The sequence below is a fragment of the Rhodococcoides corynebacterioides NBRC 14404 genome (assembly GCF_001894765.1).
GTDB lineage: Bacteria > Actinomycetota > Actinomycetes > Mycobacteriales > Mycobacteriaceae > Rhodococcoides > Rhodococcoides corynebacterioides.
The window spans coordinates 362665-387363 of the sequence record NZ_BCWV01000005.1 but is presented as its reverse complement, the minus strand read 5'-3'; the positions used below and the strand labels follow the sequence as shown (position 1 = coordinate 387363).

Genomic DNA, 24699 nt, shown 5'->3' with positions numbered 1-24699 from the left:
CCTACGCTCGACGCATGATGCCGCGCACCGAGGGGCTGCACCACGTCACCGCCATCGCCGACGACCCGCAGACCAACATCGACTTCTACGTCACGGTCCTGGGACTGCGCCTGGTGAAGCGGACGGTGAACTTCGACGATCCGTCCACCTATCACCTCTACTACGGCGACTCGTCCGGGACGCCTGGCACGCTGATGACGTTCTTCCCGTGGCAGACGGTGCCGACGGGGCGAATCGGTGTGGGCCAGTCGACCGCGACGGCGTTCTCGATTCCGCAGGGTTCTCTCGGATGGTGGCGCGACCATCTCGCCGCGCTCGGCGTGGACTCGGCCGTCACCGGCACCTCGGACGAGGAGCGTCTCGAGCTCCGCGATCCGGACGGGTTGCGGCTCGAACTGGTCGCGTCGAGCGTGGTCGATCCGCGTGATCCGTGGGACTCCGCGTCGGTGCCGGGGGAGCACGCGATCCGCGGTCAGCACTCCTCGGTGCTGACGGTCGGGGACGGCGAGCGCACCGTCGCGACGCTCGTCGAGGACCTCGGCATGCGGGTCGAGTCCGATCTGCCGGATCGCACCCGACTGCGGGCCGGGCCCGGCGGCCCCGGCCACCTCGTCGACGTGGTCGCCGACTCCCGCGGCGAGCCGGGGGTGGTGGCCGGGGGCACCGTGCATCACATCGCGTTCCGGGTGCCCGATCACGCCACCCAGGAACTGTGGCGCGAGTACCTGGTCGATCGCGGCCACCACGTCACGAAGATCCTCGACCGGCAGTACTTCACGTCGATCTACTTCCGGGAACCCGGTGGTGTCCTGCTCGAAGTGGCTACGGACACACCGGAATTCGACGTGGACGAGCCGCTGCTCGAGCTCGGCCGTGCGCTGAAGCTGCCGCCGTGGCTCGAGCCCGACCGCGAGGACATCCAGCGGTCGGTGCGGCCCGTCACCGTGCCGGAGGGACGCGACCCTGCCTAGCTCAGGTGGTGCACTTCCTGCAGCCCGTAGACCGGGGTGTCGATGCCCTCGTACCGCGCCTTGAGCTGGAGCCCGAGGTACAGCGAGTAGTGGCGCGACTGGTGCAGGTTGCCGCCGTGGAACCAGAGGTTCTCCTGCTGGGTCGGCTTCCACATGTTGCGCTGCTCGCCCTCCCAGGGACCGGGGTCCTTGGTGGTGTCCGAGCCGAGGCCCCACACCTTGCCGACCTTGTCCGCGGTCTCCTGGTCGACCAGATCGGCGACCCAGCCGTTCATCGAGCCGTAGCCGGTGGCGTAGACCACCAGATCGGCCTCGAGCTCGGTGCCGTCCGCGAGCACCACGGCGGTCTCGGTCAGGTGGTCGACCTGGCCGTTCACGAGCTTGATCGACCCGTCGGCAACGAGCTCGGACGCGCCGACGTCGATGTAGTAGCCGGATCCGCGGCGGAGGTACTTCATGAACAGCCCCGAGCCGTCGTCACCGAAGTCCTGCTGGAAGCCGGCGGCGGCGAGGCGGTCGTAGAAGTCCTTGTCCTTCTCCGCGATCTGCTGGTACACGGGGATCTGGAACTCGTGCATGATCCGGTACGGCAGTGAGGCGAACGTGAGATCGGCCTTCTGCGTGGTGGTTCCGCTCTGCACGGCCCGCTCGGAGTAGAGGTCGCCCAGCGCGATCTCGCACAGCGAGTCGGACTTGACGATATGCGTGGACGAGCGCTGCAGCATGGTGACGTCGGCACCCGTCTCGTACAGGGCCTTGCAGATGTCGTGGGCCGAGTTGTTGGAGCCGACCACCACGACCTTCTTGCCGACGTACGCGTCGGGGCCGGGGTGCTGCGACGAGTGGTGCTGCTCGCCGCGGAAGACGTCCATACCGGGGAAGTTCGGGATGTTCGCCTTGCCGGACATCCCCGTCGCCATGACGAGGTGCTTCGGGGTGAGCGTCACCTTCTCGCCGTCCCGATCGACGACGACGGTCCACTGCTTCGTCTCCTCGTCGAACGTGGCGGACTCGGCGGTGGTCCGGGTCCAGTAGGGGACCTCCATCACCTTGGTGTACATCTCGAGCCAGTCGCCGATCTTGTCCTTCGGGGCGAAGACGGGCCAGTTGTCCGGGAACGGCAGGTAGGGGAGGTGGTCGTACCAGACCGGATCGTGCAGGCACAGCGACTTGTATCGGCCGCGCCACTGATCGCCGGGCCGGTCGTTCCGGTCGACGACGATGGCCGGCACGCCCATCTGCCGCAGCCGCGCGCCGAGGGCGATGCCGCCCTGACCGCCACCGACGATCAGCACGTACGGCTGGACCGAGTAGCCGAGTTCCTTCTCCTCGAGCTCGCGTCGTTCCGCCCAGGTCTTGGTCTCCTTGTTCGACCCGTGCACGGCGCCCATCGGACGACGGTGGCCGCGGGGCTCCTCGTGACCCTTGAGTTCCTGCATCGTGGTCAGCAGTGTCCAGGCCTCGAGGTCGCCGTCGGCGTTCTCCCGCAGGCGCAGGTGGCCCGACCCGCGGGCCGTGGCCGTCTCGAACGCGATCCAGGCGGAGTACACACCGTCGGCCTCGTCCGGGGTCTCGGTGGTGTGGAACCCGCGGGGGTCGACGTCGTCCAGTCGGGCACCGAGCATGTCGGCGATCTGCTCGCGGCCCTCGACGGTCTTGATGTTCCAGGTGAACGTCACCAGGTCACGCCAGAAGCTGGTGGTGCCGAACAGGGCGGCGACGCCCTCGACGTCCCGGGCGGCCAGGGCGCGGTCGAAATCCGCCAGCCAGGCGTCGACCCGCTCCTGCGGCGACCGGTCGGTGGTGGTGGGCGGTTCGAGAGTCTGGGTCATGGGTACTGCTCTCCCGTTCGAAGATCGGTGCGTGTCGAGCGTCACATGGACGCTGTGATGCACAGCACACGCTCCGACGGCACCCCGCCGCGAGAGTTGCACGGGGTTGCAGCGCTACACCACGCGGTGCGGCGGCTCCTCGCCGCGGGCGATGGCGACGGCATTCAGCGCCGACAGCCGCGCCATCTCCGAGCGCACCGACACCGTCGCGCTGCCGACGTGGGGGAGCAGGACGGTGTTCGGCAGATCCGCGAGTCCCGGCGCCAGCTCCGGTTCGCGCTCGAAGACGTCGAGTCCCGCCGCGGCGATGACGCCGTCGCGCAACGCCTCGACCAGCGCCGTCTCGTCGACGACGGGTCCGCGGGCGGTGTTGATCAGGATCGCGTCGTCGCGCATCGCCGCCAGCACGTCGGCGTCGACGAGGTGGCGCGTGTCGTCGGTGAGCGGCACGTGCAGCGAGAGGAAATCGCTCTCCCGCACGAGGGTCGCCCAGTCGACATGCGTGACGCGGCCGACGAGGTCGCCGAGTTCGTGATCGGCGACGTCGCGATCCGACGGCGGACGCGGGCAGAACAGCACCGTCATGCCGAACCCCAGGGCGCGCCGCGCGGTGGCCTTGGCGATGCGTCCGAAACCGGCGAGCCCCAGCGTCCGTCCCGAGACGTCGGTGCCCAGCATCAGATTCGGTTGCCAGCCCTGGAATCCCCCGGTGCGCACCACCCGATCGGCCTCGACCGCGCGTCGCGCCGTCGCGAGCATGAGCAGGATCGCGATGTCGGCGGTGGAGTCGGTGAGCACGCCCGGGGTGTTGCCGACGACGATGCCGTGGCGCTGCGCCGCGTCGACGTCGATGTTGTCGAAGCCCACCGCGTAGTTCGAGATGCCGGCGAGGGTGGCTCGGCTCAGCAGATCGGCGTCGAAACGATCGCGCAGCTGCGCGAGCACCACACCGTGACTGCCGTCGGTGACCGCGGTGCGCAGCGCGTCGGCGTCGATCGGCTCGTCGCAGAAGGTGACGTTGCCGTACTCCCGCAGGATCGACGGGCCGGGCTCGGGGATCTCCGAGGTGACGAGGATGCGGTGGTCGGTCATGGCTGTCCGTTCCGATCGGGGATGGGGGCGGGGCGACCGAGCAGGTCGCGGTAGACCTCGTCGGTGTGGGCACCGAGGTCCGGTCCGATCGACCGGACGGGCAGCGAACGCCCTCCGAGTACGGGGACGATGCCGGGGAACCCGACGATCGCCGGGTCCGGCTCACCGGTGTCCACCTCGAAGTGCTGGATCATGTCCCGGGCCGCGTACTGCTCGTCCGCGCAGATGTCGCGCGCGGTGTAGATGGGGCCGGCCGGTACCTCGGCCTCGCCGAGCAGGCGCAACGCCTCGTCTCGGGTGCGCTCGGCCGCCCACGTTCCGATGGCGTCGTCGATCTCGTCCCGTCGCGCCCAGCGACCGGCGTTGGTGGCCAGGTCGGCGTCGTCGGCGAGGTCGGTGCGTCCGATCAGGCGCATGTAGCGACCGAAGATGGCGTCGCTGTTCCCGGCGACGACGACGGACAGGCCGTCGGCGCAGACGTAGGCGTTGGACGGGGCGATGCCCTCGGTCCGCCCGCCGGTGCGACGACGTTCGACGCCGTACGCGAGGTAGTCGGGAATCAGGGACTCCATCATCGACAGCACGGCCTCGTTCAGTGCGACGTCGATGCTGCGCGCCGGCAGGGGCACCGCACCCGGGCGGGTGCGCTCGCGCTGCAGCAACGCGGTCACCGCGCCGAAGGCGGCGTACAGACCGGCGATGGAATCGCCGATCGACACCCCGGTGCGCGACGGCGGCCGGTCGGGATCGCCCACCAGCTCGCGGAGTCCGCCGTAGGCCTCGGCGACGGCGGCGAAGCCCGGTCGCGACGCCAGGGGGCCGGTCTGACCGAACGCCGAGATGCGGGCGAGCACGACCTCGGGATTGACCGCGTTCATCTCGTCCGGTCCGAGTCCCCACCGCTCGAGGGTGCCGGGGCGGAAGTTCTCGAGCACCACGTCGCACACCGCGACGAGGTCGAGGACGTCGCGGCGTCCCTCGTCGGTCCGCAGGTCGATCACCACCGACTTCTTGCCGCGGTTGAGGGTGCGGAACAGCATCGAGGTGGTCCCGGCGTACAGCCGCCAGTTCCGCAGTTCGTCCCCCGTGCGCGGGCGCTCGACCTTGATCACCTCGGCTCCGAAATCGGCCAGGAGCCGTGCGGCGGTCGGTGCGGCGATGTAGTTCCCCAGCTCGAGAACGCGGATGCCGGCCAGGGGGAGCGGGAGATCGTCGGCCACGGCCGAAGCCTATGCAACCGCGTGCAACTCTTCTGCGAGTGGTCTGCGCCACACCACCATCGGGGCTCACAGCGACACCGACCCCCGACCGAACGGACCCCACGATGCGCGCAGCCGTCTACCACGGACCCCACCGAGTCGAGATCGAGGACGTGGCCACTCCCGAGCCCGGACCGGGGGAGGTGGCCGTCGACGTCGCGTTCAACGGCATCTGCGGAACGGACCTGCACGAGTACTACGCCGGGCCGATCTTCGTGCCCACCTCGCCGCACCCGCTGACGGGGCGGCAGGCGCCGCTGACGATGGGGCACGAGTTCTCGGGAACCGTCGCCGCCGTCGGGTCCGGCGTGGACGGGTGGGCCGTGGGGGATCGGGTGGCGGTCGAGCCGATCCACCGCTGCGGACAGTGCCCGCCCTGCCGGGCCGGCAACTACAACGTGTGTCAGAAGATCGGATTCCACGGCTTGATGTCCGACGGTGGCATGGCCGAACGCACGGTGGTGCCGGTGCACATGCTCCACCGCCTGCCCGACTCGGTGTCGCTCGAACTCGGCGCCCTGGTCGAGCCGATGTCCGTCGCCTATCACGCGGCCACCCTCGGCGAGCCGCCCGCCGACGGCACGGCCCTGGTCTTCGGGGCCGGTCCGATCGGCATCGGACTCTGGTTCGCGCTCCGGGGGAAGGGCCTCGAGAACGTGTACGTGGTCGAGCCGTCCGCGGACCGACGCGCCGCGGTCGCCGCACTGGGTGCGCGGACTCTCGACCCCACCGACGTCGACGTCCCGGCCTTCGTCGCGGACGCCACCGACGGCCGCGGCGCCGATGCGGTCTACGACGCCGCGGGAGTGCGCCCGGCGGTCGAGACCTCGCTGGCCTGCGTCGGGTCGCGCAGGCCGATGGTCAGCGTCGCCATCTACGAGACCCCACTGGAAACGCCACTGTTGAACCTGGTCATGAACGAATCCCGCATTCAGGGATCCCTCTGCTACACCGCCGCGGACTACGAGGCGGTGATCGCCCTCATGGACGCCGGGACGTACGACACCACGGGATGGGTCGAGCACATCGCGCTCGAGGACGTCGTGACCGAGGGTTTCGACGCCTTGCACGCCGGTCGCAAGACCAAGGTGCTCGTCGACCCCACCCGCTGAGCACATCCGACCCACCCCCGACGAAGGAGAAAACATGAGTATCGACGGACAGGTCGTCCTGGTCACCGGCGCAGGCCGCGGCATCGGACGGGCAATCGCCCTGCGGCTGGCCCGCGACGGCGCCGACGTGGCGGTGCTCGACGTCCACGCTGACACGCTGGACGCCGTGGCCGCCGAGGTGCGTGCCCTCGGCCGCCGGGCCGTCACCGTGACGGCCGACGTCGGGGATCGCGGACAGGTGCACGACGCGGTCGATCGCACCGTCGCCGAACTCGGCGGCCTCGACGTCATGGTCAACAATGCGGGCATCGCCCTGGTCGGCCCGCTGTCCGAGACGACCGAGGACCAGGTCGCCCGCATCTGGCGGGTCAACGTGGACGGTGTGCTGTGGGGAATCCAGGCGGCCGCGGCGTCCTTCCTCGCCCGTGGGGTGCGGGGCCGGATCGTCAACGCCTCGTCGATCGCGGGCCACGACGGGTTCGAGATGCTCGGCGTCTACAGCGCCACGAAGTTCGCGGTGCGCGGGCTCACGCAGGCCGCGGCGAAGGAGTACGCGTCCGCGGGCATCACCGTCAACGCCTACTGCCCCGGCGTCGTCGGCACCGACATGTGGGTGGAGATCGACCAGCGGTTCGCCGACCTGACCGGTGCACCGAGGGGCGCGACCTACGAGAAGTTCGTCGGCGGTATCGCGCTCGGCCGCGCGGAAACGCCCGAGGACGTCGCCGGGTACGTCTCGTTCCTCGCGGGCCCCGATGCCGCGTACATGACGGGCCAGTCGGGTCTCATCGACGGCGGGCTGGTCTATCGGTGACCCACCCCGAGGTGGCCGCGCCGTGTGATGCGGAGCACAATCGATGACGATGTCTCCGACCGCCGACCCCGAACCCGCCGTCTCCGCCGGCGAGGATCCGCGGCGCTACGCCCGTCTGCTCACCGAGGTCTACGACGCCACGATGTCGGGTCGCCGCGCCCCCGCACGGCCCCGCGACGTCATCGGCGACTCGTGGCGGCGGGTGCAAGGTCTCGGCGTGGACCCAGACCGGGGCGGGCCGGCGGACGCGCTCGGAGCCGGGGAGCTCGAGCGGCTGCGCCGGGAATCGGGACTCGAGGAGATCCTGCCCGACCTCACGGGAAGTCTGCGATCGGTGCTGACGGACTCGGAGAACCTGCTGGTGGTGGCCGACAGTGGGGGCCGGGTCCTCTGGCGCAGCGGTGCGCCCGCGGTGCTGGACCGGGCCGACCGCCTCGGCTTCGTCGAGGGCGCGGACTGGGCCGAGGACAGCGTCGGGACCAACGCGATCGGGACGGCGTTGGTGTCGCGCTCGGCCGTGCAGATCTTCTCGGCCGAGCACTACGTCCGGTCCCACCACGCGTGGACCTGCGCCAGCTCGCCCATCCAGGACCCTCGCACGGGACGGGTGATCGGCCTGGTCGACGTCAGCGGTCCGGCGTCGTCGGTACACCCGACCACCCTGGCGTTGATCGACGCCGTGTCGCGCCTGGCCGAAGCGCAGCTGCGAGAGAAGCATCGACTCTCCCTCGACACCCTGCGGTCGGTGGCCGCGCCCATGCTCGCGCGGTGCGACCGACCGGCGCTGGCCGTCGACGGACACGGGTGGGTCGCCGCCGTCGCGTCGGTGCCGGTGCGCTCACGGGTGATGCTGCCGACCGACGTCGCCGCGGGGCAGCTCTGGGTGCCGTCCCTCGGAGTGTGCGACGTCGAACCGCTGCCCGGCGGATGGATGGTGCGCCCGGCGGACCCCGCCGACACCGTGGTGGGAGGCGAGAGCGTGCCGACCACTCTGCGGATCGACGTCTCCGACACCGCGCGCACGCTCGTCGAGGTGCAGAGCCGGTTCGGGCGGTGGAGTCACGAGGCGACGCCCCGGCACGCGGAGATCCTCTTCCTTCTCGCCGTCCACCGCGACGGCCGCACCGCCGCGGAGCTCGCGGCGGACCTGTTCGGCGACCACGGTCGAGCCATCACCGTACGGGCCGAGATGTCGCGGCTCCGCAAGGCCTTCGCGGGGGTGGTGCTGGCGCAGCCCTACCGCATCGACCCCGCGGCCGTCGTCGAACTCGTGCTGCCCGACGACCGCGCCCGGCTCCTGCCGCAGTCCTCCGCACCGGGCGTGCGCCCGTTCCGGATGGCCCAGTGATCGACCGACCCCCGTGATCGAATGACCGGGTGACCGACGGACCGGTGCCCGACACCCGACTCGAACGCGACGCGATCGTCGCCCGGCTCGCGGCGTTCGACGCGCGTCCCCTGGAGACCGGCGACCATCGCCGAGCGGCCGTGGCTCTCGCCGTGGCGGGCGAGCCGGGTGTGCGTGACCTCGTGCTCACGCGACGGCCGACGCGGATGCGCGCTCATCCGGGGCAGTTCGCGTTGCCCGGCGGTCGCCTGGACGACGGGGAGAGCGCCGAGGACGCCGTGCTGCGCGAACTGCACGAGGAGATCGGCGTCCTGGTCGGACACGAGGCGATCCTCGGCCGACTGGACGACTACGCGACGCGCTCGGGCTACGTCATCACCCCGTTCGTCGTGTGGATCGCCGACGTTCCCGGTCCGCTACGGCCCAGTCCCGACGAGGTCGACGTGCTCTACCTCGTCGGCATCGACGAGATCGACGTCGACGCGCAGTTCGTCACGATTCCCGAGTCGCCCCGTCCCGTCGTGCAATGGCCCTTCCGCACCACGCGCATCCACGCCCCGACCGGTGCCCTGGTCCACCAGTTCCGCGAGGTGGTCCTGCACGGACGCGCCACCCGCGTCGCCGACTTCGAACAACCCGTCTTCGCCTGGCGTTGAGAGGGGTGTGCCATGCTCGGGCGATGACGGCACCCGAGCCTGCCGAGCCTGCCCAGCCTGTCCGGGCCACCGGCACGATCGCGACCGTGCTCGCGGATCGCATCGTCACGATTCCCAACGCGCTCAGCGTGGTTCGGCTGATCGGTGTTCCCGTCTTCCTCTGGCTGCTCCTGGTCGACCAGGCCTACGGATGGGCGCTGACCCTGCTGTTGATCAGCGGGGCCACCGACTTCCTCGACGGCAAGCTCGCGAGGATTCTCGACCAGTCGTCGGCGCTCGGGGCGCTGCTCGACCCGTTCGTGGACCGTCTCTACGTCGTGGCCACCCTCGGCGGATTCGCGATCGCCGGCATCGTGCCGTGGTGGATCGCGGTGGTGCTCGTCGGGCGCGACGCCGTCCTGGCCGCTGCGCTGCTGCTGTACCGGCGACGCGGCCTCGGTCCACCCGAGGTCGTCTACCTCGGCAAGGCCGCCACGTTCGTCGTCATGGTCGCGCTGCCGCTGCTGCTGGCGGCGAACCTGGACACCACGACGACCGACGCGCTGCGACCCGTCGCGTCCGCGCTGCTGATCTGGGGCACGGGCCTCTACGTGTGGACCGGCGTGCTCTACCTGCGGTTGGCGTTCGGTCCGGTTCGACGTCTGCCGCGACGGGTCGGCCGGTGACGGTACGCTCGGCGCGGCAGCGGTGACCCAGCCGGGACGCACGTTCGCCACCCGGTGACCGAAAGGACCGAGATCACGTGAGCCAGACCGACATTCCCGCCGAGTTGCGGTACACGGCCGAGCACGAGTGGGTGCAGCGCACCGGGCCGACCACCGTCCGCATCGGCATCACCGACTACGCCCAGTCGCAACTCGGCGACGTGGTGTTCGTGCAGCTGCCCGCCGAGGACGACGCCGTGACCTCCGGCGAGTCGTTCGGCGAGGTCGAGTCCACCAAGAGCGTGTCCGACATCTACGCCCCGCTGAGCGGCACCGTGGCCGCCGTCAACGGTGAACTCGACGGCGATCCCGAACTGGTGAACTCCGACCCCTACGGCGCCGGGTGGCTCGTCGACCTGACCGCGGCATCCGAGTCCGACCTCGACGACGCACTCGAGGGGATGCTGGACGCGGAGGCCTACGCGTCCATCACAGCCGCATAACGGCCGACGTCGACGGGTGGGCAAGCGTGCCCGTGCGACCGGGTCCGCAAGGTACGGTCGGTAAGGTCCTCACGTCGGTCGCGGGCCCCACGGCCGAGTGTCCGACAGCAGTAGCCGGCAGTCCGCCGGAGAAGCACCATCGATACGTGCCGAGCCGATCGGTCGAGTCACGACCGATCGGACCGAGGAGGAGAAACGTGAGCGACAACGGCAACGACGGCGTGTACGGAGAGGCCCCCGCGGAGACCACTTCGGTCTTCCGTGCGGATTTCCTCAACGAGATGGATTCCGCTGCCGCGCAGGGGACGTCGTCCGAAGCCCCCGTGTCGGGCGTCGAGGGCCTGCCCGTCGGATCGGCGCTCCTCGTGGTCAAGCGCGGCCCCAACGCCGGATCGCGCTTCCTGCTCGATCAGCCGACCACCTCGGCCGGGCGCCACCCGGACAGCGACATCTTCCTCGACGACGTGACCGTCAGCCGTCGTCACGCGGAGTTCCGGCAGGACGAGGACAACTTCCAGGTCGTCGACGTGGGCAGCCTCAACGGCACCTACGTCAACCGTGAACCCGTCGACTCGGCCGTCCTGGCCAACGGCGACGAGGTGCAGATCGGCAAGTTCCGCCTGGTCTTCCTGACCGGCCCGAAGGGTCAGGCCAGCGGCGCGGCCGGCGAGGCGTCCGCGGGCAGTCGATGACCGCAGTCGGGCAGCAATCCACCAGCGGCGGAATGTCGATCGGCACCGTGCTCGATCGACTCCGCCCGGATTTCCCCGACGTCACCATTTCGAAGATCCGGTTCCTCGAAGCCGAGGGTCTGATCTCTCCGGAACGGACGGCGTCGGGCTACCGTCGCTTCTCCGTTCAGGATTGCGAGCGCCTGAAGTACGTGCTCACCGCGCAGCGCGACCACTACCTTCCGTTGAAGGTCATCAAGGAACAGCTCGACGCCCTCGACGAGGGTGCGACCGTGGCGGCCGCCGACGGCGCCGCGCGAGGTCCGCGCCGTGGACCGCGGGCGCTCGCGCTCGCGCCGACCGTCTCGCCCACCGAATTTCTCGGCGAGCGACGCGTGCGGATGAGTCGCGCCGACCTGCTCGAGCGCGCCGGCGTCGACGAGGCGTTCCTGGTCGATCTTCAGAAGGCAGGCCTGGTGACCGCGGGACCTGCGGGCTTCTTCGACGAGGACGCGGTGGTCCTGGTGCGCACCGCCGCGGCGATGGCGCAGTACGGCCTCGAAGTGCGGCATCTGCGGGCGTTCAAGCTCGCCGCGGACCGGGAGGCCACCTTGTTGGCGCAGGTGGCGGGCCCGGTGGCCCTGGGTCGTGACGCGGGGGCGCGGGACCGTGCCGAGGAGCTCGTCCGCGAACTGGCCGCCCTGTCGCTGACCCTGCACACGTCGCTGGTGAAGGCGGCCGTGCGGGGCGTGCTGGACTGACGGGCGTGCCGGACCGGCGGGGCCCGGCGGACCCGCGACGGGAGTCGGGGTGCGTCACTACACTCGAACGGGTGCGTCGAGCAGGTGGGAGGCAAGCGCGATGAGCGAGATGCGCGTCATCGGAATCAGGGTCGAACAACCCCAGAACCAGCCGGTTCTTCTTCTTCGCGAGGAGGACGGCGAACGGTATCTGCCCATCTGGATCGGACAGACCGAGGCCACGGCCATCGCGCTCGAGCAGCAAGGGGTGCAACCTCCGCGGCCGCTCACGCACGATCTGATCGGGGACATCGTGACCGCGTTGGGGCGGTCACTGCGTGAGGTGCGCATCGTCGACCTGCAGGAAGGCACGTTCTACGCGGATCTGGTGTTCGACCAGAACGTGCGCGTGTCCGCCCGCCCGTCCGACTCCGTGGCCATCGCGCTGCGCGCCGGGGTGCCGATCCACGCGGAGGAATCCGTGCTCGCCGAAGCCGGTCTGGTCATGCCGGACGAGAAGGAGGACGAGGTGGAGAAGTTCAAGGAGTTCCTCGACACCATCTCGCCCGACGACTTCAAGGCCACGGACGGATAACGATCGAGTCTCACCCTCGACTTGAGGTAGAGACTCACCGCGTGGCGCGTTGTGCGGCACCTCCTCGGTCTCTAGCGTTCGGGTCGATGAAGCACGTGCCGTCGGCGCGACTGGCGTAGTCTCGACCGAGAGGTCGAGTTGTCGGATGTCACGGAGTTCATCGCCGGTTTCACCGCGAGAGACACATCCGAGAGGGAGAGAACAACGTGGCAGATCAGCCGCTGGAGCCGCAGCAGACTCCGCAGTCCGACGACGGCGCTGTCGGTGCCGTCGGCGCGGACGAGGTGCAGCCCGGTCTCTTCCCCGACGACTCCGTGCCGGACGAGCTGGTCGGCTACCGCGTTCCCAGCGCCTGCCAGATCGCGGGCATCACGTACCGCCAGCTCGACTACTGGGCCCGCACCGGCCTGGTGGTGCCCTCGATCCGCGGCGCGGCCGGATCCGGCAGCCAGCGGCTCTACTCCTTCAAGGACATCCTGGTCCTGAAGATCGTCAAGCGTCTCCTCGACACCGGGATCTCGCTGCAGAACATCCGCGTCGCCGTCGACCACCTCCGTCGTCGCGGCGTCGCCGATCTGGCGCGCATCACGTTGTTCTCCGACGGCACCACCGTCTACGAGTGCACGTCCGCCGAGGAAGTGGTGGACCTGCTCCAGGGCGGACAGGGGGTCTTCGGGATCGCCGTCAGCGGCGCCATGCGCGAGCTGACCGGCACCATCGCCGACTTCCCGGCCGAGCGGGCCGACGGCGGGGAAGCGCAGCCGACCCCCGAGGACGAGCTCGCGTCCCGGCGGAAGAACCGCGCCAGCCGCAAGACGGGCTGAACCCGGCCTATACTCGGCCGTGCGTCGACGCCGCACGGGAGAGCTTCGATCTCGGTCCGGCCCTCGTGGTCGTCATCGAGTCGAGCGCCGAAGGAGCAGCACCTCTCCGTCAATCTCTCAGGCACCCGGACCGTGCGGGCTCCGACGCCTCTGGAAAGCGGTGGAACAGCCCACCCGCCCACGGGGAAAGGCGTAGCCGCGCCGAATCTCTCAGGCGCCCGTGGTCACGGGCACACGACAGAGGGGGAGGGGCGTCCTTCCCTGCGCGGAGGACGTGCACCTCACCGCGAGCCCCTCGGGAGTAATCCGTGACCGCACGTACCTTCGTTGACCGCCACATCGGACCCGATGCCGAGCAGACCGCGCGTCTGCTCGACGTCATCGGCGTCGAGAGCCTCGACGCACTGGCCGCCGCGGCTGTGCCGGCCGACATCCTCGACCGAGCATCGGACGGCGTCGCCGACGGACTCGAATCGCTCCCCGAGCCCGTGTCCGAGCAGGAGGCGCTGGCCGAACTCGCTGCGCTCGCCGCGTCGAACACCGTCGCGGTGTCCATGATCGGGACGGGATACAGCGCGACGCTGACGCCCCCGGTCCTCGTCCGCAACATCCTCGAGAACCCGGCCTGGTACACCGCGTACACCCCGTACCAGCCCGAGATCAGCCAGGGCCGCCTCGAAGCCCTGCTCAACTTCCAGACGATGGTCGCCGACCTCACCGGCATGGAGATCGCCAACTCCTCGATGCTCGACGAGGGCACCGCCGCCGCCGAGGCGATGACACTGCTGCGACGCGCCGGCAAGTCGAGGTCCGCGCGGTTGATCGTCGACACCGACCTCTTCCCCCAGACGCGCGCCGTGATCGACACGCGGGCCGAGCCGCTCGGCATCGAGGTCGTCGCCGCCGATCTGGCCGACGGACTGCCCGAGGGCGACTGCTTCGGCGTGATCACCCAGTCACCCGGCGCGTCGGGCCGGCTGCTCGACGTCACCGACCTGTGTGCGGCCGCCCACGAGCGTGGCGCACTGGTCGCGGTCGGCATCGACCTGCTCGCCGCCACGCTGATCACCCCGGCGGGTGAGCAGGGCGCGGACGCGTGTTTCGGCACCACGCAGCGCTTCGGCGTGCCGATGGGCTTCGGCGGACCCCACGCCGGCTACCTGGCCGTGCGCTCGTCGCACGCCCGGCAGCTTCCGGGACGCCTGGTCGGCGTCTCCAAGGACGCCGACGGCTCCGTCGCCTACCGACTCGCGCTGCAGACTCGTGAGCAGCACATCCGCCGCGAGAAGGCCACCAGCAACATCTGCACGGCGCAGGTCCTTCTCGCGGTCGTCGCCGCGATGTACGCGAGCTACCACGGTGCCGACGGCCTGACCGCCATCGCACGCCGGGTCGCCGGGCACGCCGCCTCGCTCGCCTCCGGACTCCGCGGTGCGAACGTCGAGGTGGTCCACGCGTCGTTCTTCGACACCGTGCTCGCCCGCGTCCCCGGTCGCGCCGCCGAGGTGGTGGCCGCCGCCAAGCGTGACGCCGGCATCAACCTGCGGCACGTCGACGACGACCACGTCGGCATCGCGACCGACGAAGCGACGACGGACGAGCACGTCGCCGCCGTCCTCCGCGCCTTCGGGGCGCACGACGCGGCGATCGAGGCGCCGGACCCGGCCATTCCCGACGCGCTGGCGCGCCGCACCGAGTTCCTGACCCACCCCGCGTTCGTCCGCTACCGCACCGAGACGGCGATGCTGCGCTACCTGCGCTCCCTGTCGGACAAGGACATCGCGCTCGACCGCAGCATGATCCCGCTGGGGTCCTGCACGATGAAGCTCAACGCCACCGCCGAGATGGAGCCGATCACCTGGCCCGGGTTCTCCCAGCTGCATCCGTTCGCGCCGGCCGAGGACGCTCCCGGCCTGCTGCGCGTAGTGCAGGACCTCGAGCAGTGGCTGGTGGCCGTGACGGGCTACGACGCGGTCTCCCTGCAGCCCAATGCCGGCAGCCAGGGGGAGTACGCCGGTCTCCTCGCGATCCGGAACTACCACCTCGACCGCGGTGACGACGGGCGCACGATCTGCCTGATCCCGTCCAGCGCTCACGGCACGAACGCCGCGTCCGCCGTCATGGCGGGCATGAAGGTCGTCGTCGTCGCGTGCCGACCCAACGGCGACGTCGACGTGAGCGATCTGCGCGCGAAGGTCGCCGAGCACGCCGACACGCTCGCGGCCATCATGATCACCTACCCGTCCACCCACGGCGTCTACGAACACGAGATCGCCGACATCTGCGCGGCGGTGCACGACGCCGGTGGGCAGGTCTACGTGGACGGTGCCAACCTCAACGCGCTCGTCGGTGTGGCGCGTCCGGGACGCTTCGGCGGCGACGTCAGCCACCTGAACCTGCACAAGACCTTCTGCATCCCCCACGGCGGCGGCGGACCCGGAGTCGGGCCGATCGGGGTGCGCTCCCACCTCGCCCGGTTCCTGCCCGGCCACCCGCACGTCGACGGGCTGGGAGAGACCGGCGCCGTCTCGGCCGCGCCCTACGGCAGCGCGTCCATCCTGCCGATCACGTGGGCCTACATCCGCATGATGGGGGCGACCGGCCTGCGTCGCGCGACGTTGACGGCCATCGCGTCGGCCAACTACATCGCCCGACGACTCGACGAGTATTTCCCGGTGCTCTACACCGGCGACAAGTCGATGGTCGCCCACGAGTGCATCCTGGATCTGCGACCCATCACCGCGCGCACCGGCGTGACGGTCGACGATGTCGCGAAGCGGTTGGCCGACTACGGCTTCCACGCCCCGACGATGAGTTTCCCCGTGGCCGGCACGCTCATGGTCGAGCCGACCGAGAGCGAGAACCTCGAGGAGATCGGCGCCTTCGTCGACGCCATGATCGCCATTCGCGGCGAGATCGATCGGGTCGCGTCCGGCGAGTGGCCGGTCGAGGACAACCCGTTGCGGGGCGCCCCGCACACGGCGCACTGCCTGGTGACCGAGTGGACCCACCCGTACACCCGCGAGGAAGCGGTCTACCCCGCCGGACTCGGGCGGCCCAAGGTGTGGCCGGCCGTGCGCCGCATCGACGGGGCGCACGGCGACCGCAACCTGGTGTGCTCGTGCCCGCCGCTCGAGGCGTTCGCGGAGTAGCCGCGTCGGATCAGGCCGCCGACCGGAGTTCGAGCATCGTGATCTCCGGCGGCGCGCCGATGCGGACCGGTGGCCCCCAGGCCCCGGCGCCGCGGGTGGTGTAGATCGTGGTGTTCCCGATGGTGTCGAGCCCCTGCACGGTGGGCTGTTGCAGCGGCACCAGGTACGGGATCGGCCAGATCTGTCCGCCGTGCGTGTGACCCGACACCTGCAGATCCACTCCGAGATCGGACGCCTCCAGCGCCTGCTTCGGCTGATGCGCGACGAGCAGCTGGAAGTCGTCCCGGTCGGTGCCGTTCAGCGCCGCGGGCAGATCCGGCTGGTACGGCTCCGGGGCGGTGAGGTCCTCGATGCCCACCAGGTCGATCGTGTCGGACCCGCGCCGGAGCTGGACCGGCTCGTTGCGGAGCACGGTGGGCCCCAGGGAGTCGAACAGGTCCAGCCAGCGGCCGCCGTCGCCGGCGTAGAACTCGTGGTTGCCGCTGGTGACGAAGACCCCCATCGGAGCGTCGAGGCGGCTCAGGGGCGCGAGCGACGGCCCGACCAGCTCCGTGGTGCCGTCGATCAGGTCGCCCGCCACCAGGATCAGGTCCGGCGACTGCGCCAGGATCTCGTCGACCACGCCGGCGACGAAGCGCTCACCGCGTGCGGGACCGACGTGCAGGTCGGACACCACGGCGACTCGCATGCCGTCGAACGAGGCGGGCAGACCGGGCAGGCTGACCTGGGTGCGAGTGACCTCGGGCGAGGCCGCGTCCACCACGCCGTAGCCCACGGCCGCGACCGTACCCAGCACGAGCACGGTGTTGGCCCGGCGCACCGTGGTGCGGCGGGCGTCCGTGCCGTCCCGGCGCACCACGGCGGCGCCGAGCCGCATCAGCCCCGCGACCAGGGCGATCAGGATGGAGCCGAGCACGAGGTAGAGCAGAACCGCCAGCCAGCTCAGACCCGGGTAGGCGACGTATCGAGCCCACGACGGGTCGAGAACCTCACCGGAGCCGATGCCGATGACGGCCGCCGCCCAGAACAGGACGATTACTGCATCGACGACGCGGCCGGTGCCGCGGCGGAGGTCGCCGGCGACGACGAGGCGTCGGTGCAGCCAGAACGTCACGAGCCCGAGGACGACGGCGAACACCGCCATGCGCATCACCGGGCGGAGGTCAGTCGCTCGAGGGTTCCGGCCAGGCCGGGGTCGGACGATGCTGTGACGATCACGTCTCCACCTGTCTGCCCTGCGGCGCTGCGCAGGGTGTCGATATCGGAAGCGTCCGCCAGCGACACGACGTCGAGGCGGACCGGACGCGCCGGATCGGCGGCGTCGGCCAGCGACTGCAGGAACGACGACGGTGAGATCGACGTGTCGTCGTTGGGTCCGTCGGTCACGAGCAGAACGGACTGGGGGCCGTCGGGACTCCAGTTCTCGACGGCCGAGCGGTACGCGGCGAGGACCGACGCGTACGTCGAGGTGGCGGTCTGCGGGGTGATGCCCGAGAGGGCGTCCAGACCGGTCCGTGCGCTCTCCGCCGACGGGCCCAGCGGTGCGAGGACGCGGTACGGGCGGGATCCGTCCAGACCGCGGCTGTAGATCCACACGCCGAGGCGGCCGTCGCCGGACAGTGCGCCGGTCGCCTGGCCGAGTGCCGCGCGGACGTTGTCGAGCCGGGTGCTCCCGCCGTCGATCGACTCCATCGACCCGGACACGTCGAGCAGCACGGTGGTGGACGCCGGTCGACTCGGCTCCGCAGCGGTACCGAGCACCGCAGCTCGGGCGTCGGCGGTCGGAACCGGCGCGACCGGGTCCACCGCGGGGAAGTCCAGCCCAACGATCGGGTCGGGGGTGTCGGTGGACTCGCCGGGGACGCGGAAGCCGGCCGCGAGGAACGCCTCGCGGCCCGGGGCCGACCGGACGTAGTCGAGGAACTCCGCCGCTGCGGCCCGCGCCGTCGGATCCGCGGTCGCGAGGACCAGCCCGGGGTGATCCGCCATCGGTGTCGGCCCGGCCGGTCGGAACGCTGCGAGCTGCTGGCCCTCGCGGATGCGCATCGCGAGCTGCTGCTCTGTGACCGGGACGGCGCGAACCGGCGCCGCGGTCGGATCGGGAGCTCGGACGATCGTGTCGAGGGCGGCGTCGACGTCGGCGATGTCGGCCGGAACGTCGCGCGCGGCCAGCGCGAGGCGGGACACCGCCGACACCGCGGCGGGCGACGTGGCGCGGTCGACCGTCAGCGGCTGGGTCTCCGTCCCGGGGTCGGTGGCCACCGCCACCAGAGTGGCCGCGGTCGCGGGGCCCGTGGGCAGGGCGAGCCGCAGCGGGTCGGCCGACGACGCCAGTGCGGGAAGGTCGGTCCACCGCGACCCGGCAGCAGCGAGACCGTCGGCGACGGTGGGTGCGGCCCCGAGGACCACGGGTGAGGTGACCACCGACCGCGGGGTGATGTCCGTGCCGCGTGCGGCGACCGCTGCTGCCGCGGCCGTGTCGCTGGGCACCCACAACGCCGGCTCGGGTCCCGCGGCGGACGGGTCGTACGTCGTGGCGGCGAGGGCCTCGGCGGCGACTGCCGTGGGCGCGGCGGTCACCGCCGTCGTGATGCAGTGATCCCGCACCACCGGGCCCCCGGCCGTCCAGGACTCGCCGAGGGTGCGCAGCACGTCCGCGACGTCCGGATCGGCGGTGACGGCCAGGGTGGCCTCGCCCTCGACGCAGGCCCGGGCGGCCTGCTCGGCCTCCTCGGCCGACCGGTCGCGGACGGCGAACCAGCCGACCACGGCGGCCGCGAGCAGGAGGAGGACCACGACGGTCGCGACGACGCCGCGGGAGACCCCGCGGCGTCGTCGCTCCGCGTGATCGCGGCGGTGGTTACCCACGGGTCGTCATCGGGCGTTGGCGGCCTTGTACTCGCGACGACGGGCGTGCAGGATCGGCTCGGTGTAGCCGTTGGGCTGCTGCGTGCCGAGCAGGATGAGGTCCTTCGCCGCGTTGAACGCGATGTTGGTCTCGGAGTTCTCGGCGAGCGGCCGGTAGGTGGGGTCACCGGCGTTCTGTCGATCGACCACCGGCGCCATGCGGTGCAGGGAGGCGAGCACGTCGTCCTCGGAGACGACACCGTGACGCACCCAGTTGGCCAGCAACTGACTCGAGATGCGCAGTGTGGCACGGTCTTCCATGAGGGCGACGTCGTCGATGTCGGGCACCTTCGAGCAGCCCACACCGTGGTCGATCCAGCGCACGACGTATCCGAGGATCGACTGGCAGTTGTTGTCGAGCTCGCGCTGCTTGTCCTCCGCGCTCCACGAGGTGTCCGCGGCCAGCGGGATCTCGAGAATCTGATCGACGGTGGCACGCTTGGCCTGCGCGATCTCCTCCTGGCGGGCGAACACGTCCACCTTGTGGTAGTGCAGCGCGTGCAGGGTCGCCGCCGTCGGGGACGGCACCCAGGCGGTGTTGGCGCCGGCCTTCGGGTGGCCGATCTTCTGCTCGAGCATGTCGGCCATCAGGTCCGGCATCGCCCACATGCCCTTGCCGATCTGCGCCTTGCCTTCCAGGCCGGCGGCCAGGCCGGTGTCGACGTTCCAGTCCTCGTAGGCGGCGATCCACGTCTGCTTCTTCATCTCGGCCTTGCGGACCACCGGCCCGGCCTCCATGGAGGTGTGGATCTCGTCGCCGGTGCGGTCGAGGAAGCCGGTGTTGATGAACACCACCCGCTCCTTCGCCGCGGCGATCGCGGCGGCGAGGTTGACGGTGGTGCGCCGCTCCTCGTCCATGATGCCGACCTTGAGGGTGTTGCGGGACAGACCCAGCAGGTCCTCCACGCGGGCGAACAGCTCGTCGGTGAACGCGACCTCGGCGGGGCCGTGCATCTTCGGCTTGACGATGTAGAGCGAGCCGGTGCGACTGTTGGTCAGCTCCACCTCGCCGGTGAGGCTGTGCATGCCGCACAGCGAGGTCATGATCGCGTCGAGGATGCCCTCGGGCACCTCGTTGCCGTCGGCGTCGAGGATTGCGTCGGTGGTCATCAGGTGTCCGACGTTGCGCACGAACAGCAGCGAGCGGCCGTGCAGCACCAGCTCGGAGCCGTCGAGGGCGGTGTAGACGCGGTCGGGGTTCATGGTGCGGGTGAAGGTCTTGCCGTTCTTGGTGACCTCCTCGGCGAGGTCGCCGCGCATCAGGCCCAGCCAATTGCCGTAGCCGAGGACCTTGTCCTCGGCGTCGACCGCGGCGACGGAGTCCTCGAGGTCCATGATCGTGGTGACGGCCGACTCGACGAGCACGTCCTTCACGCCGGCGGCGTCGGTGCTGCCGATGGGGCTGGTGGCGTCGATCTGCAGTTCCAGGTGCAGACCGTGGTGGCGGAACAGGATGCCCGTCGGCGCCGACGGCTCGCCGGTGTAGCCGACGAGCAGAGCCGGATCGGCCAGGCCGGTGGTCTCACCCGAGGCGAGGGTCACCGACAGGGCGGACCCGTCGATCACGTAGGCGGTGGCGTCGACGTGCGAGCCCGACGCCAGCGGCACGGCCTCGTCGAGGAACGCGCGGGCGTAGGCGATGACCTTGTCGCCGCGGACCCGGTTGTAGGAGGTGCCCTTCTCGGCGCCACCGTCCTCGGGGATGGCGTCGGTGCCGTACAGGGCGTCGTAGAGCGAGCCCCAGCGGGCGTTGGAGGCGTTGATCGCGAAGCGGGCGTTGAGCACCGGCACCACCAACTGGGGACCGGCGGTGGAGGTGATCTCCCGGTCCACCCCGGAGGTGGTGATCGAGAACGGCGCCGGCTGCTCCTCGAGGTACCCGATCTCCTGCAGGAACGCCTTGTACGCCGCCTTGTCGTACCCGGCGCCCGGGTGCTCGGAATGCCAGGCGTCGAGCTTGCCCTGGATCTCGTCGCGAGCGCCCAGCAGAGCGCGGTTCTTCGGGGCGAGATCCGTCAGCAACGACTCCACCCCGGACCAGAACGCCTCCGCCTCGACACCGGTACCCGGCAGGGCCTTCGACTGCACGAACTCGTGCAGAACAGCGGCAACCTGCAGACTTCCGACCTGGACGCGTTCCGTCATCTGTAGCCCCTCACTCGACTCTCGTCGGCCGCGGCACCGTTGCCGCGCCGTGCACGATGTTACCCACTGGTATTCCGACCGGAGTGCACCAGGAGTGCCCGACACCCCTCGACGACACGCGCGCGCAGTGGGGTCGCCCGCTCCGCGACGTCCTGCTGCACCCGCACGTACTCCGCTCGTCCGGCCGGTGTCTCGACGGCGATCGGGGCGTAGCCGTACCCCCGCAGGTCGTACGGGCTGGCGCGCATGTCGATCTCGCGGGCGGTCCGTGCCAGGTCGAAGCAGTCCATCAGGAGATCGGACGGGAGCAGCGGTCCCAGCTTGGCCACCCACTTGTAGAGATCCATCGCCGCGTGCAGGCAACCGGGTTGTTCGGTCCGCAGCCGGTGATCGGGGGAGAGTTCGGTGTCGTTGCGGGGCACCGCGTCGGGGGTGAAGAAGCGGAACGCGTCGTAGTGGGTGCACCGCAACGGCATCTCCTCGACCACCCGGTCGGTCCCCTCGTGCCCGAGTCGCAGGGGGACGTCGTGGCGGAGGGCGTCGCCGCCACCCCGGTAGACCATCGCCCACTCGTGCAGGCCGAAACAGCCCAGCCGGGCCGGTCGCCCGGCGGTGCGGGTCAGCAGGGTGTGCACGAACTCGACCGCCGCGAGACGCTTGGCCAGGAACTCGTCGGACACCGTCGTCGCGGGAACGCCGTCCACGGTGACCGACGTGTACCCGGTGCGGTCGCGGTAGGCCGCCGCGGCGTCGCCGACGAGCGCGGTGCCGTGGCCGGGATGCCACCGACGCAGATGTCCCGGCTTGAGGCTGTAGTAGGTGAAGAGGAAGTCGATCACCGGATGGGTCGCACCGGTCGCCCGGCGCGCGACGTGGTCGCCGATCGCCTCGTCCACGCGGTGCTCGTGCGCCGCCCGTCGCGTGTCGAACTCGGCGGGGCTCAGCACGATCATCCCTGCTCGTCCGGACCCGGAACGACGTCCTCGACGCGGTGGGTCCCGTCGCGCACCGTCCCCACGAACTCCTCGACCAGGTCCTCGAGCGCGACGATGCCGATGGTGCCCTGCCCCGGTTCCGCGACCGCTGCGAGGTGGCTGCGACGACTGCGCAGACGCGCCAGCGCCTCGTCCAACGGGGTTCGACCGTCGACCACGGGCAGCATCCGCACGTCCGATCGCGGGATGACCGTGTCGGCGTCCGCGTCCGGATCGGCCATGAGATCGAGCACGTCCTTGAGGTGCAGATAGCCGATGAGGCCGTCGGCGTCGTCGCGCACCGGGTAGCGGGAGAAACCCGTCTCGCGCACCGCTTCCTCGATGGCCCCCAGGGTCGGCCCGTCCGGGCCGGTGCGGACGGTACGGGCCCGCTCCAGCGGGATCAGGACCTCGCGCACCGTCCGTCCCGACGTCTCGAGCGCTCGGGCGAGCCGGCGGTGCTCCTCCTCGTCGATCAGTCCCTCGGACCGGGACTCGCCGATCATGTCGGAGAGTTGGTCGGCGGACACGGACGATTCCAGTTCGTCACGGGGTTCGACCCGCAGGGCCCGCAACGTCGCGTTGGCGCAGAGGTTGTAGAACGCGATCAACGGCTTGGCGACGGCGAGCCACCGCAGGTGCATCGGCACCAGCAGCATCGCGGTCGATTCCGGACCGGCGATGGCGATGTTCTTCGGCACCATCTCGCCGATCAGGATGTGCAGGATCACCACGATCATCAGCGCCAGCGTGAACCCGACCGGATGGAGCAACTGCTCCGGCAGTCCGGCCCACTCGAACGGCCGCTCGATCAGATGAGCCACGGCGGGCTCGGCCACCCGGCCGAGCAGGATCGAGCAGATGGTGATGCCGAGCTGCGCCGCCGCCAGCATGAGCGACAGATTCTGACCTGCCTCGACGACCACCGCGGCCCGCTTCTTGCCCTGGGCGACCAGGCTGTCCAACCGGTCCCGTCGGGCGGAGATCAGGGAGAACTCGGCACCGACGAAGAAGGCGTTCAGCAGCAGCAGGATCACCGCGAGGCCCACCGCGGCGAGGTCACCCACGGTCGTCCTCCGAACCGGCGCTCCGCAGGTGACCCACTTCCTCGGGAGCGGCGGGTCGCACGAGAATCCGGTCGATCCGTCGGCCGTCCATCGACTCGACCCGCGCGATCCACCCGCCGTGCGCGTCGTCGTCGGACTCGCCGACGGCCGTGGGAAGCACCACGCGATCGCCGGCCTCCGGAATGCGGGCGAACCGGGTCAGCACGAGTCCGCCGAGCGTCTCGTAGTCCCCGCTCGGCGCGGCGTACCCGGTGTGCTCGACCACCTCGTCGATCCGGAGCAACCCCGAGCACAGCCAGCCGTCGCCGACCCGCTGCACGTCGACGTCCGGGGTGTCGTGCTCGTCGCGGACGTCGCCGACGATCTCCTCGATGAGGTCCTCCATGGTGACGATGCCCGCGGTGCCGCCGTATTCGTCCACGACGAGCGCGACCTGCATGCCGTCGGCACGCACGCGGTCCATCACCGAGTCGCCGTCGAGACTCGCGGGCACCGTCGGGACCCGGGCGGCGAGCGTCCGCACCGGCGTGGTGCCGCGCTCGGCGGCGGGCACGGTGAACGCGTGCTTGATGTGGACGACTCCGAGGGTGTCGTCCAGGTCGCCGGCGACGACCACCGGGAACCGGGAGAAGCCCGTCCGGGCCGCGGTGTCGATCAGGTCGGCCACCGTGTCCCGCTCGGAGAGGGTCTCGATCTTCACGCGCGGCGTCATCAGCTCGTCGGCGCTACGGTCGCCGAACTGCAGCGACCGATCCACCAGTCGCGCGGTGCGGGCGTCGAGCGACCCGTGTTCGGCCGACGTGCGGACGAGCGAGCCGAGTTCCTGAGGAGAGCGCGCCGAGCGGAGCTCCTCCGCCGGCTCGATCCCGAGCCGCCGCACCATCCAGTTGGCGGACCCGTTGAGGCCGTCGATCGCCCACCGGAACACGAGGGAGAACGCCGCCTGCGGGCCCGCCGCGACACGGGCCACGCCGATCGGGTTCGCGATCGCGAGGTTCTTCGGCACCAGCTCGCCGAACACCATCGACAACGACGTCGCGATGATCAGCGCGAGCACCAGCGAGGCCGCGGTCGCGACCCGCTCCGACGCGCCGATCGCGAGCACCACCGGCGAGATGAACCGCGCGAGCACCGGTTCCGCGATGTAGCCGGTGATCAGCGTGGTGATGGTGATCCCGAGCTGTGCGCCCGAGAGCTGGAAGGACAGCGTCTTGTGCGCGCGCAGCACCTGGCGGGACCGCGCGTCGCCCTCGCGGGCGGCCGCCTCGACGGTGCTGCGTTCGAGCGCGGTCAGCGAGAACTCCGCCGCCACGAACAGGGCGGTCCCGGCCGTGAGTGCGACGAAACCGACGAGGCTGAGCACGGGGACGAGCACGGTCACGACGGCACCGGT

Annotated in this window: 21 protein-coding genes and 1 riboswitch; of the genes, 12 read left to right on the top strand and 9 right to left on the bottom strand. The window is 70.7% G+C overall.

Annotated features, from left to right (window positions below; genetic code table 11):
- Positions 1–14: 14 nt before the first annotated feature.
- Entirely contained in the window at positions 15–971 is a 957-nt protein-coding gene (locus RC2_RS14220) for a ring-cleaving dioxygenase (protein WP_068147876.1), read from the top strand.
- Here the strand turns inward: RC2_RS14220 and RC2_RS14215 are convergent.
- From RC2_RS14215 to RC2_RS14205, 3 genes are all read right to left on the bottom strand, one after another.
- Complete coding sequence (locus RC2_RS14215) at positions 968–2803, bottom strand: flavin-containing monooxygenase (protein WP_068147873.1); 1836 nt, start codon at positions 2801–2803, stop codon at positions 968–970. The two genes, RC2_RS14220 and RC2_RS14215, sit on opposite strands and share 4 nt — an antisense overlap.
- A 114-nt stretch (positions 2804–2917) precedes the next feature.
- Entirely contained in the window at positions 2918–3895 is a 978-nt protein-coding gene (locus RC2_RS14210; RefSeq protein ID WP_068147870.1) for a 2-hydroxyacid dehydrogenase, read from the bottom strand.
- Entirely contained in the window at positions 3892–5115 is a 1224-nt protein-coding gene (locus tag RC2_RS14205) for a CaiB/BaiF CoA transferase family protein (protein WP_068147867.1), read from the bottom strand. Before RC2_RS14205 ends, RC2_RS14210 begins: the two co-directional genes overlap by 4 nt.
- A gap of 104 nt (positions 5116–5219) precedes the next feature.
- Between RC2_RS14205 and RC2_RS14200 the strand changes: the two genes are divergently transcribed.
- The 11 genes from RC2_RS14200 to gcvP all read left to right on the top strand — a co-directional run bounded on the left by RC2_RS14200 (position 5220) and on the right by gcvP (position 16213).
- Entirely contained in the window at positions 5220–6266 is a 1047-nt protein-coding gene (locus RC2_RS14200; protein WP_068147864.1) for a 2,3-butanediol dehydrogenase, read from the top strand.
- 34 nt (positions 6267–6300) lie between these two features.
- Positions 6301–7080, top strand: a complete 780-nt coding sequence (locus tag RC2_RS14195; RefSeq protein WP_068147863.1) for an acetoin reductase — start codon at positions 6301–6303, stop codon at positions 7078–7080.
- Positions 7081–7129: 49 nt separating this feature from the next.
- Positions 7130–8428: a GAF domain-containing protein gene (locus RC2_RS14190; RefSeq protein ID WP_068147860.1), complete on the top strand. Its 1299-nt coding sequence runs from the start codon at positions 7130–7132 to the stop codon at positions 8426–8428.
- A 29-nt stretch (positions 8429–8457) separates the two neighbouring features.
- On the top strand, positions 8458–9084 hold the full coding sequence (locus tag RC2_RS14185; protein WP_068147858.1) for an NUDIX hydrolase: 627 nt from the start codon (positions 8458–8460) through the stop codon (positions 9082–9084).
- 23 nt (positions 9085–9107) lie between these two features.
- Positions 9108–9749: a CDP-alcohol phosphatidyltransferase family protein gene (locus RC2_RS14180; RefSeq protein WP_082895472.1), complete on the top strand. Its 642-nt coding sequence runs from the start codon at positions 9108–9110 to the stop codon at positions 9747–9749.
- 77 nt (positions 9750–9826) lie between these two features.
- Positions 9827–10231: a glycine cleavage system protein GcvH gene (gcvH, locus tag RC2_RS14175; protein WP_068147855.1), complete on the top strand. Its 405-nt coding sequence runs from the start codon at positions 9827–9829 to the stop codon at positions 10229–10231.
- 197 nt (positions 10232–10428) lie between these two features.
- Positions 10429–10923 (top strand): glycogen accumulation regulator GarA, encoded by a 495-nt coding sequence (gene garA / locus RC2_RS14170; RefSeq protein ID WP_068101522.1) that lies wholly within the window; start codon positions 10429–10431, stop codon positions 10921–10923.
- Positions 10920–11663, top strand: coding sequence for a transcriptional regulator FtsR (gene ftsR, locus RC2_RS14165; RefSeq protein WP_068147852.1), 744 nt, complete (start codon positions 10920–10922; stop codon positions 11661–11663). Before garA ends, ftsR begins: the two co-directional genes overlap by 4 nt.
- A gap of 100 nt (positions 11664–11763) precedes the next feature.
- Positions 11764–12237 carry a bifunctional nuclease family protein gene (locus tag RC2_RS14160; RefSeq protein ID WP_068101514.1) on the top strand — a complete coding sequence of 158 codons (474 nt, stop codon included), beginning with the start codon at positions 11764–11766 and terminating at the stop codon, positions 12235–12237.
- Between the two features lie 221 nt (positions 12238–12458).
- A complete protein-coding gene (locus tag RC2_RS14155) occupies positions 12459–13061 on the top strand; it encodes a MerR family transcriptional regulator (protein WP_068147936.1) in 603 nt (200 codons plus the stop codon).
- 25 nt (positions 13062–13086) lie between these two features.
- Positions 13087–13204, top strand: a riboswitch (glycine riboswitch).
- A 165-nt stretch (positions 13205–13369) separates the two neighbouring features.
- On the top strand, positions 13370–16213 hold the full coding sequence (gene gcvP, locus RC2_RS14150; protein WP_068147850.1) for an aminomethyl-transferring glycine dehydrogenase: 2844 nt from the start codon (positions 13370–13372) through the stop codon (positions 16211–16213).
- Between the two features lie 10 nt (positions 16214–16223).
- On the opposite strand, the gene RC2_RS14145 is transcribed toward gcvP, so the two are convergent.
- From RC2_RS14145 to RC2_RS14120, 6 genes are read right to left on the bottom strand one after another with little or no spacing between them, the layout of a single operon-like run.
- On the bottom strand, positions 16224–17366 hold the full coding sequence (locus RC2_RS14145; protein ID WP_068147847.1) for a metallophosphoesterase: 1143 nt from the start codon (positions 17364–17366) through the stop codon (positions 16224–16226).
- Complete coding sequence (locus RC2_RS14140) at positions 17363–19081, bottom strand: VWA domain-containing protein (protein ID WP_068147843.1); 1719 nt, start codon at positions 19079–19081, stop codon at positions 17363–17365. Before RC2_RS14140 ends, RC2_RS14145 begins: the two co-directional genes overlap by 4 nt.
- 6 nt (positions 19082–19087) lie before the next feature.
- Positions 19088–21265 (bottom strand): malate synthase G, encoded by a 2178-nt coding sequence (locus RC2_RS14135; RefSeq protein WP_068147841.1) that lies wholly within the window; start codon positions 21263–21265, stop codon positions 19088–19090.
- 59 nt (positions 21266–21324) lie between these two features.
- Positions 21325–22218: a 3-methyladenine DNA glycosylase gene (locus RC2_RS14130; protein ID WP_068147838.1), complete on the bottom strand. Its 894-nt coding sequence runs from the start codon at positions 22216–22218 to the stop codon at positions 21325–21327.
- A complete protein-coding gene (locus RC2_RS14125; RefSeq protein ID WP_068147836.1) occupies positions 22215–23306 on the bottom strand; it encodes a hemolysin family protein in 1092 nt (363 codons plus the stop codon). Before RC2_RS14125 ends, RC2_RS14130 begins: the two co-directional genes overlap by 4 nt.
- The gene (locus tag RC2_RS14120; protein ID WP_068147834.1) at positions 23299–24687 is read right to left on the bottom strand and encodes a hemolysin family protein; all 1389 of its coding nucleotides are present in this window, start codon (positions 24685–24687) and stop codon (positions 23299–23301) included. Before RC2_RS14120 ends, RC2_RS14125 begins: the two co-directional genes overlap by 8 nt.
- Positions 24688–24699: the final 12 nt, after the last annotated feature.

Excerpts from the sequence above, each read along its gene's own strand:
- RC2_RS14135 (WP_068147841.1), bottom strand. The coding sequence starts at position 21,265 with ATGACGGAACGCGTCCAGGTCGGAAGTCTGCAGGTTGCCGCTGTTCTG.
- RC2_RS14130 (WP_068147838.1), bottom strand. The coding sequence starts at position 22,218 with ATGATCGTGCTGAGCCCCGCCGAGTTCGACACGCGACGGGCGGCGCAC.
- RC2_RS14220 (WP_068147876.1), top strand. The coding sequence starts at position 15 with ATGATGCCGCGCACCGAGGGGCTGCACCACGTCACCGCCATCGCCGAC.
- RC2_RS14215 (WP_068147873.1), bottom strand. The coding sequence starts at position 2,803 with ATGACCCAGACTCTCGAACCGCCCACCACCACCGACCGGTCGCCGCAG.
- RC2_RS14210 (WP_068147870.1), bottom strand. The coding sequence starts at position 3,895 with ATGACCGACCACCGCATCCTCGTCACCTCGGAGATCCCCGAGCCCGGC.
- RC2_RS14190 (WP_068147860.1), top strand. The coding sequence starts at position 7,130 with ATGTCTCCGACCGCCGACCCCGAACCCGCCGTCTCCGCCGGCGAGGAT.
- RC2_RS14160 (WP_068101514.1), top strand. The coding sequence starts at position 11,764 with ATGAGCGAGATGCGCGTCATCGGAATCAGGGTCGAACAACCCCAGAAC.
- RC2_RS14180 (WP_082895472.1), top strand. The coding sequence starts at position 9,108 with ATGACGGCACCCGAGCCTGCCGAGCCTGCCCAGCCTGTCCGGGCCACC.
- RC2_RS14200 (WP_068147864.1), top strand. The coding sequence starts at position 5,220 with ATGCGCGCAGCCGTCTACCACGGACCCCACCGAGTCGAGATCGAGGAC.
- RC2_RS14195 (WP_068147863.1), top strand. The coding sequence starts at position 6,301 with ATGAGTATCGACGGACAGGTCGTCCTGGTCACCGGCGCAGGCCGCGGC.
- ftsR (WP_068147852.1), top strand. The coding sequence starts at position 10,920 with ATGACCGCAGTCGGGCAGCAATCCACCAGCGGCGGAATGTCGATCGGC.